A 17,619-nucleotide genomic window follows, 5' to 3' on the forward strand; every position below is an offset into this window, starting at 1 on the left:
AGAGTTAAGAGATAGATAAATAAGACTACCTTTTACGACGTTTGTAGTAAATCACATAGCCACTAAAAAGTAGCACGCCAACTCCACAAGAAGCCATAAAAAAGATAAATTTTCCAGCCTCCCCAAATGTATATCCAGCGTGCAGATCAAGCATAAATTTATAAATTTCAAAAGATTTTGGCATGGTGTTTTTTAAAATTTCTCCACTTGCCGTATCGACTACAAGTCTAACGCCATCACTCTCACTAGCACCTTTTGGCAAGTAAAAGATCATAAATTTTACGCCGTCTTTATTGAGGATAAAATTTAAAGCGTCAAACTCATTTCCAAATTTTAAAGTAAAAATTTCATAAGCTTTTTTAAGATTTTCTACCTTTTGCTCATCATTTAGGCTAAAACCATTTTTGCTAGTAAAATTTGGCTTTTTAAAGACCTTCTCTTCGCCATAAATTTGATTTATAGCCTTAGCAAAACTCTCATAAGAAAAGTATAGACCGCTAACACAGATAATAAGCAAAATGGCTCCCAAATAAAGCCCCAAAAATCCGTGCAACGAATATAAAAATGCAAATTTCTTTGCCTTTAGATTTAGCTTAAAGGCACTCATAAATTTGCTTCTAAATCTCCAAAATTGTATAAACGCTCCAGTTAATAAAATCGCAAGTAGTGCAAGCGTTGAAATCGCCACTAGCTCACTTGTAAATTTAGATAAATTTTCATTTTTAAATAGAGCTAGTCCTAGATTTTTATGTAAATTTAAAGCTAGCCCTATAAATTTTTCTACACTATTTTCAGAGACTATCTCACCCGTATAGGGATCTACAAAGAATGACTTAAACTCGCCACTCTCGCTTGTGCCGCTTACCACATAAGCTCTATTTGCCTCGCCTTTTATCTTTATATAACTAAGGTTAAAATTTGGCCTAGTCTTACTAAAGACCTTTAAAATTTCATCTATTTTTAAAGCACTTTTATTAGTTGCTATGTCTATCTCATCTTTGCTAAAAGCCTCAATTATCTCATCGTGATACGAAATAATTGCTCCACTAATTGAGATTATCAAAAGTGGCAAAGCAAAGATAAGAGCTAAAATTAAGTGAAATTTTCGCCAAATTTTAAACATTTTAAAACTTTAGATTAAAGCCAAGTTCGATCTTTTGTCCATCAACTATCAAAACATCGTATCTGCCTGATCTTGTCGTAAAAAACTCATTAAAGAGATTATAAACGCTTAAGTTTAGGCTGAAATTTTTAGTTACATTGTAATTTATGCCAAGATCTGCGATCACATAAGCTCTCATATCATCAGCATAGCTAAATGAATTTTTAGTTCTACCATAATAATTTATCTGTGACCAGAAATTTAGCCATCTATTTAGCTCGTAGTTCGCTCCAAATTTAAATGTATGAAGCGGATAGTTGTTTAAGCTTTTGCCAACTTCTGATCCATCTTTTTGTTTTGATTTTGTATAAACATAGCTTTGATTTAGTCTAAGAGCATTTGTTGCCTGCCACTCATTTGTTAGCTCAACTCCGTAAATTTCAGCCTTACCGATATTTATACTCTCCCAAATACCATTTGGATAAATTTTGCCTTTGTGTCTGCAAACACTGCCTCTTGAGCAGATAGGGCTATAGCTTAACATATCTTTAAAACTTGTGTAAAAGCCAGTTAAAGATGTTTCAAAACCTTCATTGTTATTATAAACGCCGCCAAATTCATAGCTTACGCTTGACTCTGGCTTAAGACTACTTCTACCAAGCTGTGCTCCACGTCCTCCAGCAAATGGCAATGCAAGATCTTGCGTGCGTTGCTTGATATCGGGTGTTGCATAACCTGTGCTAACTCCGCCTTTTAGGGCAAAAAAGTCATTTAAGTTATAGATGCCATAAATTCTTGGTGAAACGTGCGAGCCATAGTTTTCATCGTAGTTATAGCGGATACCAGTACTTAAGATAAAATCTTTTGTAAGATGATAGTCATCTTCGCCGTAAAGTGAAACATCATATCTTTTTACATTTGCCGCATCTGCCGTGGTAGCCTTTTCGTCAAGCTTTTCTTTTTTGGCATTTAGTCCTAATGTAAAAGCATTATTATCAGTAAAATATGAGCCTTTTGTATCAAAATTTAGAGTCTTTAGCGTCAAATTTTGTTGTGCTATCTCTTTTATCTTGCCATAAGATAAATAGCTTTGAAGCAAGATATTATCAAGCCTTGCTTCGTGGCTTAAATTTATCATATCGCCCTTTATTCTCTCGCTAGCAACCGAGTTAGTACCAGTTGATAGTGTTTTGCCTTTAGTTCTTTTATATTTTACATCGCTTCTTACAAGCTCAAGCGTAAGATCATTATTTTCATTTGGCCTAAAAAATAGTTTTGCACCAAAATTTCTATCCTTTTGCTCTCTATTTGCATAATAAATTTTATCTTCTGATTTATTTAAATTTTTACCATAAACAGAAACACTTAAAACATCATCTATTAGCCCAGAGTGCAAATAAAGGCTATTGTAAAACTCGCCACTTATATTTTTATTTCTTGCAAATTTATAGCTTGAGCCAAGATTTGCACCAAATTCATTACTAAACTCATCTGTTATGATATTTATAACTCCGCCTAGTGCGTCACTTCCATAAAGCGAGCTCATAGGTCCACGTATCACTTCGATACGGCTTATCGCACTTGCTGGTGGGACGAAACTATATGAGCCTCCAACGCTTCTAAGCCCTTTATAGGCGTTATCGCCTGGTACTGGCATGCCATTTACTAAAATTTTAGTAAATCTTGGTGAGAATCCACGTATAGAAATTCCTCGTCTATTTGCCGCTTCGGGAGTAGTTCCAAAAAGACTTGGGATATCTTTGGTCATGCTCTCGACATCTTTGTGATTTTTCTTTTCTAATGCCTCTTTAGTTATAACACTAAGCGTTGCTGGTGCGTCTTTGATATTTTGCTCAAATCCTGTTGCACTCACTACTTTAACTTCTGGTAGAACTTTATCTTCATTTGCAAAAAGCGGTAAATTTATAAAAATTGCCGCACAAATAGAAATTTTTAATGCACTTTTCACAAAAACTCCTTATAAAAATTTAATGCGCATTTTACTAAAATTAAATAATCGTTATCAATATCATACGTAACGCTAAAGGGATTAAATTTAACGCTTGAGGGATAAAATGATAAATTTAGACAAAAAATATGGAACGAGAAAGATATCTCAAAAAGAAAAACAAATAAGCGTAGAGTTTTACAAGCAAAGCAGCGGTATTAGCTATCTAAAAAGTGAAATTTTATGTAACGGCAGGATAAAAAGAGATCGTCACAAGTCTAAAAAATACCTATTTTTAATGTTTAATGAGGCTAAAAACGATCTTTGCTTTAAACTTGATAGAAAAGAGTATATTTTAAACAAAGATGAATTTTGCATTGGGCTTGTTAATGACGATTTTAAAGGCATCTTTGAGTATCAAAATAAATTTTATAAGACAAAAACACTACTTTTTGACGAAAGTTATGCAAATAAGCTTGAGATATTTGCTGGACTTAGATTTGATGATAAATTTGAGCTTTTGAAATACAAAAAAGATTTAGCGCAAATTTGCGTTTTAAATGAACTTGAGACGACAAATTTATATGAAGGCGCGCTGAGGGAAATTTTTACTGAGTCAAAAATTTTAGAGCTTATTTATAAAAGCAAAATACAAAAAGAGAGCGAAATTTCACTTAACAGTGACGAAGAAAAGACTCTTTTAAAGGCTAAAACAATCTTGTTAAGTCGTATGCAAAATCCTCCAAGTATCAAAGAGCTAGCTCATCTTTGTGGTACAAATGACTTTTGGCTAAAGAAAAATTTTAAGCTATTTTTCAAAGATACGATCTACCAGCTCTTAGCAAAAGAGCGTCTAAAGCTCGCTTTTACTCTTTTAAAGCAAAATGATATCAGCATAAAAGAAGCTGCAAATATCGTAGGTTATACAAATACTGCACATTTTGCAAAAATTTTTAAGATAAATTTTGGCTTTTTGCCAAGCAAACTCTTAAAGACCAAAAGCTACTTTTAAACTACTATAAATGCCAAATTTCTTATAATCCTCAAAATTTAAAAGAGAGAAATTTGCAAGTTTATATCCATGTGCCATTTTGCGAAAGCAAGTGTCCTTATTGTGCTTTTGGATCAAGTGACGACGAATTTAACAAGGCTAGCACTTATTTTCAAGCGCTAGTTCTTGATCTAAATTTTCAGCTAAAAAGCCAAAATGTAAGAGAAATTTCAAGCGTATTTTTTGGCGGAGGTACACCAAGTGCTGTAAATGCTAAATTTTATGATGAAATTTTTAGCATTTTAGTGCCTCTTTGCACACCAACAACCGAGATCACTCTCGAGGCAAATCCAAACTCAGCAAGCCTTGTTTGGCTAAAAGCGATGAAAAGTTTAGGGGCAAATCGCATAAGCTTTGGTGCTCAAAGTTTTTTTGAAGATAAGCTTAAATTTCTTGGTCGCATTCACAGCAGGGAGCAAATTTTTAAAGCTGTAGAGAATGCTGGAAAAGCTGGCTTTGAGAGCATAAATTTAGACCTTATCTACGACACCAAATTTGATACTAAAAAACGCCTTTTAGCTGAAGTGGCAAATTTAAAAGATCTTAATATCACTCACCTTAGCGCTTACTCACTCACGCTTGAAGAAAACACCCCATTTGCTGGCAAAAAAAGCTATAAAAAGGATAGCGACAGCCTGGCTAAACTTATGATAGAGCAAATTGGGCTTGCTGGCTTTAAACAGTATGAAATTTCAAATTTTGGTCAAATTTGCAAGCACAATCTTGGCTACTGGCAAGGCAAAAACTACCTTGGTGTAGGGGCTTTTAGCGTGGGTTTTGTGGATGGCACTAGATACTACGCCAAAAATAGCATAGATACCTACATCGCCAAACCAACATATAGAGAAAAGGAAATTTTAAACGAGAGTGAGCTAGCAAGAGAGCATATATTTTTAGGGTTTAGAAGCATAGTTGGCGTGGAGGCTGGACGCTTAAGTGAGGCTCAGATAAAAAGAGCAAATTTTCTTGTAGAAAATGAAAAACTGCTCTTTAAAAATGGCAAATTTTACAATCCAAATTTCTTACTAAGCGACGAAATCGCACTCTTTATCGAGGGCTAAATTTATAAAATTTTGAGCAAAGTCAAGATAAAATACAAAGCTTAAATAAAATTTAATAGAGGCAAAAAATGTTTGGAATGAGTTTTTCTGAAATCTTAGTTATCGCCATTATTGCAGTGTTAGTTTTAGGTCCTGACAAGCTGCCAAGCGCGATGGTTCAGATTGCAAAATTTCTAAAAATGTTTAAAAAAGGCATAAACGACGCAAAATCAACATTTGATCAAGAAATGAAGATAGCTGAGCTAAAAGAAGATGCTCAAAAATATAAAGAAAGCATAACTAAAAGTACGCAAAGTGTGCGCAAAAAGCTTACTTTTGAAGAGCTTGACGAGATCAAAAAAAGCGCAAATGATATCACAAACGATATACAAAATGTCGTAAGCGACACCAAAAAAACGGTAGAAAATATACAAAATCCAACAAATTTAGTTAAAGATGCGATCTTAAACGATAAAAAAGAGGCATAATGTTTGAAGAGCTAAGACCCCATTTAATCGAACTTAGAAAGAGACTTTTTATAAGCATAGTAAGCGTTTTTGTCTGCTTTGGCGTCTGCTTTACGTTTTGGAACCCACTGCTTGCATGGATGAGCGAACCACTAAAACAGGTATTGCCAGCTGGCTCAAATATCATATTTACTCAAATTCAAGAGCCATTTTTTACAGCGATGAAAGTTGCATTTTTTGCTGGTGTCGTGATCGCGCTACCTATCATTTTTTGGCAGTTTTGGCTATTTGTCGCACCTGGGCTTTATGACAATGAAAAAAAATATGTGATCCCATTTGTCATCTCAGCTTCATTTATGTTTGCGTGCGGGGCGGCGTTTTGTTACTACGTGGTCATCCCACTTGGCTTTGCATTTTTGGTAAATTTTGGTGGCCAGCTCTTTACGGCATTACCAAGCATTGGCGAGTATGTTGGCTTTTTTGCAAAACTACTAATTGGCTTTGGAATTTCATTTGAGCTACCAGTCATTACATTTTTCTTAGCAAAGATCGGACTTGTCGATGACAAGATGCTAAAAGATTACTTCAGATACGCTGTTGTTATCATCTTTATCTTTGCAGCCATCGTTACACCACCTGATGTAATAAGTCAAGTCTTAATGGCACTGCCACTCATCGGACTTTATGGAATTTCAATAATCGTCGCTAAAAGAGCTAACAAGAGCGACGATGAAGACGAAAAAGAAGAACAAGACAGCGACGTAGCAAGCGATGAGTAATATAAACGACATCTCAAGTTATGATTATTTTTTGCCTGAAGAGCTCATCGCAAAAGAGCCAGTTTTGCCAAAAGAAGAGGCAAGATTGCTTGTCTATTTTAAAAATACAAAAGAGATAAAACACTACAAATTTAAAGATCTCTCCAGCCTCATCCCAGAGGACGCAGCGGTCATTTTTAATAACACAAAAGTTATCAAAGCTCGCATTTTAGGACAAAAAGAAAGCGGTGGGGCTTGCGAAGTAATGCTAAATCAGCCCATAGGCGAAAATAAATTTAGCGTCTATATAAGAGGCAAAGTAAGCGCTGGTAGCATTTTAAATTTTCCTGATAACCTAAAAGTAAATGTGCTTGAGCTAAATGACGATGGCACAAGGGTGGTAAATTTTACGCAAAATGGCGTTTTGCTTGATAATGTTCACCTTTTTAGTGAGCTTGAAAAGATTGGTCACGTCCCGCTTCCGCCATACATTAAAAGAGCTGATACAAAGGATGACGAGAGCTGGTATCAAAGCATATTTGCCAAAAATAGCGGTGCAGTGGCAGCTCCGACAGCTAGCCTTCATATAAGTGAACAAATGTTAGAGCAGATAAAAGCAAAGCATGAAGTCGCCTACATTACGCTTCATGTTGGTGCTGGGACATTTAAAGGTGTGGAGTGCCAAAATATAAATGACCACAAAATGCACTCAGAAATTTACGAGCTAAGCGAGCAAGCTCAAGAGATTATAAATTCTAATAAACCAATCCTTGGCGTTGGCACGACGGTTACTAGATGTGTTGAAGAATTTGCAAGAAGCAAGCAAGCAAGCGGCTTTTGCAAGCTATTTTTAAACCTAAATAATAAGCCTATCAGGCAAAACTACCTTCTTACAAATTTTCATCTACCAAAATCAACTCTAATAATGCTAGTAACCAGCTTTATAGGGCTTGAAGAGACGATGAAAATTTATAAAACGGCAGTTGATGAAAAGTATAGATTTTACTCATACGGCGACGGGATGTTGATAATATGAAAGATAAGCCTATCGATATCATAAACAGAATGGAAATTTTTCTTAGTACCATATACCAAGATGCGCAAGATACTAAAAATTCCATCATTTTTAGCTACGATCCAAGTTATCCAAGGCTTTTAAAATTTGATGCTACAAATTTTATAAAAACACTTGAAAATATTTGCAAATTTTTCCTTTACTCTACCGAATATGCAGACATTTACATTCTCTTTCAGCTTAAAAATTATAGTCCCAAATCTGTACATTTTGACATTAAGATAAAATCTAGCCATAGCGTAATGAGGCCAAGTCATTACTATCTCAGCAAGATAAATGACTATCTAAAAAAAGCAAATGAATCTATGATCTCTCATAATGATGGAGAATTTTTAATATCTTTTAGCGCGGCACTAACGGGCGATAGAGCCATCCAAAGACAAATAAATATCAAAAATCAAACAAATACAAATATCTTAGTTGCTTGCGATGACGATGCTTTGTTTGACACCATTAGTGCTCAGATAAATTTTTTAGATCTAAAAGTTATCGGCAAAAACGACATTGGCAATCTAATGAGACATATAAAAGATTCTATTTTTACCCCATTTGTTATTTTTATCGATAGTAAAATTTTAAAAAATGAAGCGATGTTAGAGGATATACTTGAGTTTAAAAATATTAAGAATTTTCGTATCGTAGCCATTTGCAAAAACGATGAGTCGGCTAACGATCTGCCAAATCATGTCACGGTATTAAAGCAGCCTTTTAGCACAGATAGCTTTCAGCTAGCTTTTAAAAATTCGCTTGAGAAATAGACCGATTTTTACTTTTTAATTTATCCCAAGATATCTTTTTAAAATAATAGTGGCTGAAATGCTATCTAGCCTACCATCTCGTCTTGTATTGGTGTAAATTTCACTAGCTTCGCTGCTGCTAAAGGCCTCATCTTGATAGACAATATTTGCCTTTACATCAAGAAGTGAGACAAAATGCTCGATGCGTCTTCTCATCTCATCTTCGCTACTACCACCGATTGGCACGCCCACCACTAGCGTATCTGGGGCATATTCATTTACCTTTTGGCTCACATCTCTTGCGGCTTGGTTTCTATTTTTTCTAAGCACTGGCTCAAGCGGAGTCACGATCTCGCCAAAACCAAAAGCAAGCCCTATTCGCTTTAGCCCAACATCAATAGCCATAAATTTCTCTCTCATAGCAAGCTCTTTACTCTTAGATTTGAAATTTCAACTAGACCTTCAAGCTCGTACTCATAGATGATATCGCCAAATTTTGCTAAAACTTCATCAAGACTTACACCATTTTTACAAAATTTTAAGATCTCGTCACTAGTTTTTTCTTGCTCTTTTATTTCGCCAAAAAGTGAAGCAAATTTATGATAGTCATCAATAAGCTCGGCTTTTTTATTTGCAAGCAAAAAATTTGTCCCATCGCTTTCGCCCATGCGTTGTGGCAGTACATAAACTGGGATTTTAAGCTCGTTTGCAAGCCTCGCACTTTGCATAGAGCCACTTTTAAGATCAGCTTGCGCGACAACTAGAGCTTCACAAAGCCCCACAACTATGCGGTTTCGCTCCAAAAATCTATAAGCAAGTGGCGGCTCACCTTCATCATACTCACTAAGAGCCAAGGCTTTGGCGTAAATTTCATTTATTGCCACTTTATTTTGGCTTGGATAGATGGTGTCAAGCCCGCTCGCAAAAATGCCAATCGTTCGTGGCATAGCAGCTTTATGAGCTGCGATATCAACGCCGATTGCTCCACCACTTACCACACAGACGTTTGCACTTTTTAGTACTGCGCAAAGTGCTGTGACGCACTCTTTTGTATAAACACTTGCTTTTCTTGAGCCAACAACTGCGATCTTTGGTAAGGATAAAAGCGAAGTATCTCCGATAAAATTTAGCTGTTTTGGTGGATTTTTTAGTCTTTTTAACGGCTCTGGGATAAAGTCGAGTCTCATAAAATATCTTTTAAATAAACCACATCAACATCTTTTAAAAGATTATTTTTACTCTCTTTTATAACCGAGATCGTATTTTTCTTTGGATGCCCGATGGCGATCGCATAGCCTCTTTTTTTAGCCAAATTTACAGCAGCCACAAGCTCACGCCTAACAGCACTAGCCGATGGATCGTCGTCTAAAAATATATCCCTTGAAATGTATGGCTGATTATGTTTTTTTGCAGCTCTTGCTACTGCGGTTTGGGCGATAGTTTTGCTATCAACAAAGACAAAGCCCTGCTCTATCAGCGCCCTATAAGCCTTATCCATAGCGTCAAAATCGCTTGTAAAGCGTGATCCTGTGTGGTTGTTTGTATATTTTGCACGCGGGAAGTCTTTGCGTATCTTTTTTATCTTTTCGTGCATGCTCTCAAAACTCTCGTTGATCGTAAGAGTGCCTATCTCTGGACTATCAAAGTGTTTTGCTTGCATCGGAAGATGTATCATATAAAACTCAAATGTTCTTGCGATATTTGGCGTATCTGGATGAGTCTTTGTCGCTGGAAAAATAGACGGCGTGATTTTTAAGCCAAGCGACTTTATCATACTCGCATGTTCAAATGTCGCCACATCGTCTATTATGATAACGAGCTTTGCACGTCCTTTTATGCTAGCGTTTGGCGTAAAAGGTACCGCTTCAAAGCTATCTTTTTTTATATTTTTTTCTTCGTATTTTATTTTTTCTATCTTTTTGGTAGTTAAATTTTCAGCTTTTTTAGTTGGCTCGACTTTTGTGTTCTCGCTTTTAAATTTCTCTTTTTTTTCTATTTCAGTGCTTTTATTTTGATCGACTTTTACTTCAAAATTTTGAGATTTTAACTCGGTTTTTTGTTCAGTTTTTGAGCTATAAAATGGCTCTATCTTTTGTTCATTTTCTATTACGCTAGGTTCTGTGTTTTTATAACTTGCAAGTAAATTTTTAGTATCGTTTTGCTCTTTTTTTATCTCTTCTTTTTTGGCTTCACTCTTTACTTCAGCTATCTTTTTTTGCTCTTTTGGCTCAACTTTTGAATTTAAAACAAGCTCACTTTTATGCTTAGGATCGGTAAAAATTTTACTTAAATTTTCATCTTCATCAAATTTTAGAGGGTATTTTCTCTTCTCGTATTCTTGTTTTTTTTCTTTGCTAGCAACCTTTGTCTCAGCTTTTTTTAGAATTTGCTTCTCTATCTTTGGCTCATTTGCTTTGCTTATCTGTTCTGCACTATTATTTTTTATACTAAGGGCTACGCTAAGTGCTATTATCAAAATAGCTGCGATAATGCCGATACCAAGATAGGTTTTGTTGTTAGAGCGACCTGCGCTCTTTTTTGTAGGTCGCTTCTTTGTAGTCTTTTTTTCGCTCAAGGCTTAGTTTTTATTTTGATCTATAAGTTTGCCGTTAGTTATCCAAGGCATCATCGCGCGAAGTTTTTTGCCAGTTTGATTTAGCAAGCTTCTCTCAGCTATACCGCGTTCAGCGTTCATTCTAACGTAACCCGCTTTTCTCTCAAGTATGAAGTCTTTTGCAAATTTGCCATTTTGAATTTCTTTTAAAACTTCCTTCATAGCTTTTCTGCTCTCTTCGCCAACTACTCTTACGCCGCTTACGTAGTCGCCGTATTCAGCTGTGTTTGAGATAGAGTAGCGCATATCAGCCATGCCACCTTGATACATTAGATCAACGATTAGTTTTAGCTCGTGCAAGCATTCAAAATAGGCCATCTCAGGCTCATATCCAGCCTCTACAAGCGTATCAAAACCAGCATTTACTAGCGCGCAAAGACCACCACAAAGTACTGCTTGTTCACCAAACAAATCTGTTTCAGTTTCATCTTTAAATGTTGTCTCAATGATGCCGGTTCTGCCGCCGCCTATACCGCAAGCATAGCTTAGAGCGATCTCTTTTGCCTTTCCACTTGCATTTTGCTCAACAGCGATAAGATCAGGTATACCTCCGCCTCTTACGAATTCGCTTCTGACTGTATGTCCTGGAGCTTTTGGAGCGATCATAATGACATCTATATTTGCTGGAGCTTTTATCTGGCCAAAATGAACGTTAAATCCATGTCCAAATGCGATAGCAGCATGATCTTTTAAATTTGGCTCGATCTCATTTTTATAAATTTCAGCTTGAAGCTCATCTGGAGTTAAAATCATAACCACATCAGCGCCCTTTGTAGCTTCGCTTACGGTTTTTACCTCAAAGCCTTTTGCTTCAGCTTTTGCCCAGCTTTTGCCACCTTTTGAAAGGCCAATCACAACGCTTACACCGTTATCTCTTAAATTTTCAGCATGTGCATGACCTTGTGAGCCAAAGCCGATGATTGCTACTTTTTTACTTTGAATAAGGCTTAAATCGCAGTCTTTATCATAATAAACATTTATAGCCATTGTTACTCCTATTATTAAAATTTGGCAAAATTATAACTTTAGCCAGCAAAAATTCGGCTGAAATATATAGAAACTCTTTTTAAGTTTTATGATAATTTATTTTGATAAAATACGCTGAAATTTCAAAAAAAGAGATAACTCAATGAATGAATCAGTTTTTAAAAAAATCAAAGCACTTCCACCATTAGATGACACAGTTATACAAATTCAACGCTTACATGCGGACGAAAATAGCTCAATAAGTGATCTTACAAAAGTGGTCGAAAAGGATCCGATGCTAACAGCAAATATCTTGCGTTCAGCAAACTCTCCACTTTATGGGTTTTCTCAAGAGATCACAACCATCGCAAGAGCTATTTCTCTTTTTGGTATGGCTACTATTCGAGGTTTTGCGCTTTCAAGTACGATTAAAAAGAGCTTTTCTATAAATTTAGAGCCTTATGGCATTACTACACAAGATTTTTTAAATATCTCGATAATACAAAATGCACTGATGTACAATTGGCATTCTAAAGTTAATCCTAAAAGCTTGGAAATTCTCTCTCCAGCTTCATTTATGCTTGAGATTGGCAAGATAGTTCTTGCTCATGAATTAGCCGAAAATAAACAAGACGTCGAATTTAGAGAAAAACTTAAAAATATATCTAGTCCAATCGATCTTGCCCTATTTGAAACAGAAATTTTAGATATGTCAAATGAAGAAGTTACAGCTAAAATTTTTGAACAATGGAACCTTGAGACGGAGCTTAGTAGCTCAATACTCTATTCAAATAATCCAGAAGAGGCACCAGATCATATAAAAGACTATGCAAAAGCCCTAAAGGTGATAAAAACAGCTGTAAATATCTTTAATCAACTTGATGATATAAGCATACAAAATACCCTACCTCTTCTTGACGAATACGGCTTTGGACATGATACGTTTTTAATGGCTGTCGCTAAAGTCAAAGATAATTTGTGAAAGAATTTCTAACCTCACTACTAGTTGGCATCAAGGAAAAAGAAGTTTCAAACGAAGATAAAGAGATTTTACGAAATCTCTTAAATCTTGGTGCCGTAAGCTCCCATAAAGATAAATTTTACCTAAACAATGGCTACGTCTGCGGCAAGCTAGACATCAGTCAAAATGCAACTGGCTTTATCATGCCATTTGACAAACGCTTCAAGCAAGATATCATCGTAGAAAATAAAAATTTAAACAACTCTCACCTTGGCGACATTGTGTTAGCAAAGCTTTTGCCGCTTAAGAAAAAACGCCAAAGCGCTAAGATAGTAATGAGCCTAAAGCTTGCACATGAGACAAGTGTGGTCTATACAAAACGCTTTGGAGCGGCCATTTTAGGTGTAAATTTAAAAACTGGACTAAGCACTACCTTAAAAGCGACGCAAAAAAGCCTAAAGATGCTTCCTCTTGGGACGCTGCTTAAGATAAACAACCTAAACAACGAGATAGTCGAGGTTTTAGGAAATTTAGACGATCCGCTAAGTGATGAAAAAATTTCGCTTGCTATTTATAATAAAAACGATAAATTTAGCGAGGCTTGCGAGCTTGAAGCAAAGGCTTTTGGCGACGAAGTCGATGCTAGCATGTATCCAAACAGAGTTGATCTAAGAAATTTAGACTTTTGTACGATCGATCCAGTCGATGCTAAAGACTTTGACGATGCGATATATTTCGATGAGAAAAAGCATGAAATTTACGTTGCAATCGCTGATGTAAGCGAGTATGTGACCGCATATAGCGCTATTGACAGCGAGGCTAAAAAAAGAGGCTTTTCGATCTACTTTCCGCACATCTCAGTACCGATGTTGCCGCGCGCGCTCAGTGAAAATATCTGCTCGCTAAAGCCAAATGTGCCTCGCCTTGCATTTTGTTTTAAAATTTCACTTGATGCAAACAACGAGGTAAAAAAAGAGGAGCTTTTTGAGGCGATCATCCTTTCAAAAAGGCGCTTTAACTACGATGAGATCGATGAAATTTTAGAGGGCAAAAGAGAGTGTGAAATTTCATGGGTCAAGCCACTTTTTAAACTCACCACAAAACTTCGCAAAAAAAGGCTTTTGCACGCATTTGACTTTAGGACAAAAGAGCTTAGAATGAGCCTTGATGATGAGGGTCAAATTTCGCAAACCAGGTTTGAAAGTGACTCCGACTCCCATAGACTAGTCGAGGACTGCATGCTTTTAGCAAACAAAGCTGCCGCAAAGCTCATCACAAAAGGTGTTTTTAGAAGTCACGCTTCGCCTGATTTTAAAAAGATAGATACTTTGCTTGAGGACCTGCAGCTTCTAGGGCTTGACTTTACTTATGAAAACGATCTTGCAAATTTGATAAGAAAGATCCAGCTAAAAGCCGATGAACTTGGCAACCGTGAAGAGATAGATAAGCTCATCATCAAGTCTCAAAAAAAAGCTGAATACTCAAGTGAAAATTTAGGCCACTTTGGGCTTGGATTTGATAGATACACACACTTTACAAGCCCTATTAGACGCTATTCTGACCTTATTTTACATAGACTTTTAAAGGCTAAAATTTCAAAAGATGAGAAGCTTTACAACTTCTTGCTTTTAAACATCCAAAGCACATGTGCAACCTTAAGCGAGCTTGAAAGAGAAGCCGACAAGGTAGCCTACGACTTTATGGATAGGAAATTTGCACGCTGGGCAGCAGCAAACATTGGCAAAGAGGTGCGCTGCTACGTGAGCGAAAACCAAAATGTCTTGATCGCAAAGCTTGATGATTACTTTGTTGGAGCTAGGATTTTTATAACAGGATACAGTGCAAATTTACTCCAAAAACTTGTCGTCAAGATCACAGAGGCCGACATCGCAAGTGCTAAAATTTTTGCAAAAGTGGTAAGAAAGATCGATGTATAGAAAAGATTTGGAGCTAAATTTAGCAAATGCAAATTTAGGCAACTACTTCTTACTTTTTGGGGCGGATGAGTTTCAGATCGAGCTCTTTGGTAAGGAAATTTTGAGCTTTTATGCAAGCGAAGATGTAAATTTGCTTAGTCTTTATTTTGACGAGTACAACTACACGCAAGCAAGCTCTCATCTAAGCGAACAGTCACTTTTTGGCGGCAAAAATATCCTTTATATAAAAAGCGACAAAAAGATCCCAGCAAAAGAGCTAAAAGAGCTCATCTCGCTTTGCTCAAAGAGCCAGTATAATTACTTTTTGTTTGAGCTTTATGAGGCCGATATGAAGCTAGTTTTTGATACACAAAAGGCTTTTGGGACAAATTTTGCGAGATTTTTTAAGCCCTCAACCCCAGATGAAGCGATAAATTTACTAGCCAAAAACTCAGCCAAAATAGGACTAAACATAACTAAAAACGCACTTTATGAACTTTACTTTACGCATAATGAAAATTTATACCTTGCAGCAAGCGAGCTAACAAAGCTAAAGAGCCTAAACACACACATCGAACAAGATGATGTAAAAAGGCTAGTTTTTGGACTTGGCGGGATAAATTTTGATGACTTTTTCAATAAATTTATGGCTCTAAAAGATATAAAAAACGACTTTTTTACCTATCTAGAAGATCCAAATTTTAATGAAATTTTACTTCTAAACTCACTTTACAAAGCATTTTTTAGGCTGTTTAAAATTTACTCTTACATTAAGATAAATGGTCGATTGAATTTAGATGAAGCAATCGGTTATCAACCGCCTGTAAATGTCGCAAATTTATTAAAAGCAAATAGCTTAAAACTAAATTTAAATACCTATTTGGAGATATTTAAAACGCTAAATTTAGCCGAGCTAGAGCTAAAAACAAACACAAAAATGGATAAAGAAATTTTTGCATTATCAACTATTTTAAATTTGCAACATCTCATATCAACAGCAAATATTAAGTAACTTTAAGCTAAAATCCACCCTTGCTTAAAGCAAAATCCTTGCTCACAAAGTGAGCTAAATATCCATAAGGAGAAGAAATGAAACATTACGAGCTTTTATTTATTCTTAAGCCGACATTAACGGAAGAGGAAGTTAAAGCTAAAGTTGACTTCGTAAAAGAAGTTATAACAAAAAATGGTGGCGAGATCGCTACTGTCGTTGAGATGGGTACTAGAAAACTAGCTTATACCATCAAAAAATACGAGCGTGGAACATACTTTGTTATCTATTACAAAGCACCACCAGCGCTTCTTGCAGAACTTACAAGAAATGTAAGGATCACTGAAGATATAATAAGATTTTTAAGCGTTAAATATGAAAATAAACGCGAAATCGCAGCTTGGGAAAGACTTTGCAAAGGTATCAAACAAACTATAAAAAAAGAGCCTCGTGAGCCAAGAGCACCGCGTGAGCCAAGAGTTGAAAAAGTAGACGAGCAAACTTTTACAGAAGAATAATCAAGGATAAAAAATGTTCAATAAAGTAGTACTAGTTGGGAATTTAACAAGAGATATCGAGCTAAGATACACTACTAGTGGATCTGCTATAGGAAATTCCGGTATTGCTGTTACTAGAAAATTTAATACTAACGGCGAAAAACGTGAAGAGACATGCTTTATTGACATATCATTCTTTGGCAAATCAGCTGAGATAGCAAATCAATATTTAAGCAAAGGCTCTAAGCTTCTGATTGAAGGAAGATTAAAATTTGATCAATGGACCGACAACAATGGACAAAACCGTTCAAAGCACTCAATCGTAGTTGAAAATATGGAGATGCTTGGCGGAAATAGCGGAGCTAATGGACAAAGTCAAGGTGGATTTAATCAAAATAGTTCATACTCGCAACAACGAAATAATGGTTCAAATAATAGCTATGGCAATGGTGGATATCAAAATTCAGCACCACAAAGACAGCAAATGCAACCACAAAATAAAAAAGTACAAGAAGAGTACTATGAGGAGAAAATCCCTGATATAAACATTGACGCCGATAATTTTGATGGCGACAACGAAATACCGTTTTAATTTAAAGGATAGAAAATGGCAGAAAAAAGAAAATATTCACGCAAATATTGCAAATTTACAGAAGCAAAAATTGATTTTATAGATTATAAAGATACTTCTCTTTTAAAGTATTGTTTATCAGAGAGATTTAAAATAATGCCAAGGCGTTTAACTGGCACATCAAAAAGACATCAAGAAATGGTAGAAAAAGCGATCAAAAGAGCTCGTCATGCAGCTATTATACCTTACATAGTAGATCGCAAAGATGTAGTTTCAAATCCTTTTGATGGACTATAATTAATTAACTTATTAAGCCCCTATTAACGGGGTTTATCCTAATCTTAAATATCCTAGATTTATATTCTTACAGATTTTTATTTATTGAACACAGTTTAAAATATTTTTCAAGTACTATCTATAATTTTGATTTAACTTGCACGAGGTAAATAGAATTTATTCAAGTAGACATCTCAAATATATACTGTCTTTAAACAACTCTTTAGTTCAAAAATAACTTATTTAGCCATATGTGCAATCAATGTCGTTGATCCATATTATTCACAATTTTTACCACAAATCACGCATCATCTATCGTATAGCAATAGCTGTCCACATAATACTAAAAGACAAGATACTTAAATATAAATAAATTTTATTACATAAATCCAATATTCACCTATTTGGTGTCTGCATATCTTGCAAGTGGGCTTTATAATATATTTTATTTTGAAAACTTATTGATGCCAAACCAACCTAACCATGCAACTATGTTAGCTAAAAACAAATTTTAAACATCCTTTTCTTGACATGTAATAATGTTTTTTGTATAATCTCAATTCTTTTTTAAGTAAATGTCTTGCTAGCTCAGTCGGTAGAGCATCTCACTTTTAATGAGGGGGCCGTTGGTTCGAATCCAACGCAGGAC

18 protein-coding genes are annotated in these 17,619 nt (G+C 35.6%); 12 read left to right on the forward strand and 6 right to left on the reverse strand.

Annotated elements, in window-relative coordinates; genetic code table 11:
• Positions 1-25 precede the first annotated feature (25 nt).
• Positions 26-1,123, reverse strand: coding sequence for a PepSY-associated TM helix domain-containing protein (locus tag CYP51_RS08180; protein WP_103625064.1), 1,098 nt, complete (start codon positions 1,121-1,123; stop codon positions 26-28).
• A gap of 1 nt (position 1,124) precedes the next feature.
• A complete protein-coding gene (locus CYP51_RS08185; protein ID WP_103625065.1) occupies positions 1,125-3,071 on the reverse strand; it encodes a TonB-dependent receptor domain-containing protein in 1,947 nt (648 codons plus the stop codon).
• Between the two features lie 106 nt (positions 3,072-3,177).
• On the opposite strand from CYP51_RS08185, the gene CYP51_RS08190 reads away from it, so the two are divergent.
• The 6 genes from CYP51_RS08190 to CYP51_RS08220 all read left to right on the forward strand — a co-directional run bounded on the left by CYP51_RS08190 (position 3,178) and on the right by CYP51_RS08220 (position 8,199).
• The gene (locus CYP51_RS08190) at positions 3,178-4,062 is read left to right on the forward strand and encodes a helix-turn-helix domain-containing protein (protein ID WP_103625066.1); all 885 of its coding nucleotides are present in this window, start codon (positions 3,178-3,180) and stop codon (positions 4,060-4,062) included.
• A gap of 53 nt (positions 4,063-4,115) precedes the next feature.
• Positions 4,116-5,162: a radical SAM family heme chaperone HemW gene (hemW, locus tag CYP51_RS08195; RefSeq protein WP_103625067.1), complete on the forward strand. Its 1,047-nt coding sequence runs from the start codon at positions 4,116-4,118 to the stop codon at positions 5,160-5,162.
• Between the two features lie 68 nt (positions 5,163-5,230).
• Positions 5,231-5,629: a Sec-independent protein translocase protein TatB gene (gene tatB, locus CYP51_RS08205; RefSeq protein ID WP_087577664.1), complete on the forward strand. Its 399-nt coding sequence runs from the start codon at positions 5,231-5,233 to the stop codon at positions 5,627-5,629.
• Complete coding sequence (gene tatC, locus CYP51_RS08210; protein ID WP_103625068.1) at positions 5,629-6,387, forward strand: twin-arginine translocase subunit TatC; 759 nt, start codon at positions 5,629-5,631, stop codon at positions 6,385-6,387. The genes tatB and tatC overlap by 1 nt, the downstream gene beginning before the upstream one ends.
• A complete protein-coding gene (queA, locus tag CYP51_RS08215) occupies positions 6,380-7,402 on the forward strand; it encodes a tRNA preQ1(34) S-adenosylmethionine ribosyltransferase-isomerase QueA (protein ID WP_103625069.1) in 1,023 nt (340 codons plus the stop codon). The genes tatC and queA overlap by 8 nt, the downstream gene beginning before the upstream one ends.
• Complete coding sequence (locus tag CYP51_RS08220) at positions 7,399-8,199, forward strand: hypothetical protein (protein WP_103625070.1); 801 nt, start codon at positions 7,399-7,401, stop codon at positions 8,197-8,199. Before queA ends, CYP51_RS08220 begins: the two co-directional genes overlap by 4 nt.
• 15 nt (positions 8,200-8,214) lie before the next feature.
• Here CYP51_RS08220 and ruvX read toward each other — a convergent pair whose 3' ends face one another.
• Genes ruvX through ilvC form a run of 4 tightly spaced genes read right to left on the reverse strand, consistent with a single transcriptional unit; the run spans position 8,215 to position 11,779 of the window.
• Positions 8,215-8,598, reverse strand: coding sequence for a Holliday junction resolvase RuvX (ruvX, locus tag CYP51_RS08225; protein ID WP_103579911.1), 384 nt, complete (start codon positions 8,596-8,598; stop codon positions 8,215-8,217).
• Complete coding sequence (locus tag CYP51_RS08230) at positions 8,595-9,365, reverse strand: DNA-processing protein DprA (protein WP_103625071.1); 771 nt, start codon at positions 9,363-9,365, stop codon at positions 8,595-8,597. Before CYP51_RS08230 ends, ruvX begins: the two co-directional genes overlap by 4 nt.
• Positions 9,362-10,753, reverse strand: coding sequence for a divergent polysaccharide deacetylase family protein (locus tag CYP51_RS08235; protein WP_103625072.1), 1,392 nt, complete (start codon positions 10,751-10,753; stop codon positions 9,362-9,364). The genes CYP51_RS08230 and CYP51_RS08235 overlap by 4 nt, the downstream gene beginning before the upstream one ends.
• 3 nt (positions 10,754-10,756) lie before the next feature.
• Positions 10,757-11,779 (reverse strand): ketol-acid reductoisomerase, encoded by a 1,023-nt coding sequence (gene ilvC / locus CYP51_RS08240; RefSeq protein ID WP_054196937.1) that lies wholly within the window; start codon positions 11,777-11,779, stop codon positions 10,757-10,759.
• Positions 11,780-11,921: 142 nt separating this feature from the next.
• On the opposite strand from ilvC, the gene CYP51_RS08245 reads away from it, so the two are divergent.
• From CYP51_RS08245 to rpsR, 6 genes are all read left to right on the forward strand, one after another.
• Positions 11,922-12,740: an HDOD domain-containing protein gene (locus tag CYP51_RS08245; RefSeq protein WP_021091523.1), complete on the forward strand. Its 819-nt coding sequence runs from the start codon at positions 11,922-11,924 to the stop codon at positions 12,738-12,740.
• Positions 12,737-14,656: a VacB/RNase II family 3'-5' exoribonuclease gene (locus CYP51_RS08250; RefSeq protein WP_103625073.1), complete on the forward strand. Its 1,920-nt coding sequence runs from the start codon at positions 12,737-12,739 to the stop codon at positions 14,654-14,656. Before CYP51_RS08245 ends, CYP51_RS08250 begins: the two co-directional genes overlap by 4 nt.
• On the forward strand, positions 14,649-15,647 hold the full coding sequence (gene holA, locus CYP51_RS08255) for a DNA polymerase III subunit delta (RefSeq protein WP_103625074.1): 999 nt from the start codon (positions 14,649-14,651) through the stop codon (positions 15,645-15,647). The genes CYP51_RS08250 and holA overlap by 8 nt, the downstream gene beginning before the upstream one ends.
• A gap of 77 nt (positions 15,648-15,724) precedes the next feature.
• Complete coding sequence (gene rpsF, locus CYP51_RS08260; RefSeq protein WP_021091458.1) at positions 15,725-16,144, forward strand: 30S ribosomal protein S6; 420 nt, start codon at positions 15,725-15,727, stop codon at positions 16,142-16,144.
• Between the two features lie 13 nt (positions 16,145-16,157).
• Positions 16,158-16,715: a single-stranded DNA-binding protein gene (locus tag CYP51_RS08265; protein ID WP_103625075.1), complete on the forward strand. Its 558-nt coding sequence runs from the start codon at positions 16,158-16,160 to the stop codon at positions 16,713-16,715.
• A gap of 15 nt (positions 16,716-16,730) precedes the next feature.
• Positions 16,731-16,991, forward strand: a complete 261-nt coding sequence (gene rpsR, locus CYP51_RS08270) for a 30S ribosomal protein S18 (protein WP_021091467.1) — start codon at positions 16,731-16,733, stop codon at positions 16,989-16,991.
• Positions 16,992-17,619 lie beyond the last annotated feature (628 nt).

Origin of the sequence: Campylobacter concisus, from assembly GCF_002912895.1 — a bacterium.
In the GTDB taxonomy this organism is placed as follows: Bacteria; Campylobacterota; Campylobacteria; order Campylobacterales; family Campylobacteraceae; genus Campylobacter_A; species Campylobacter_A concisus_G.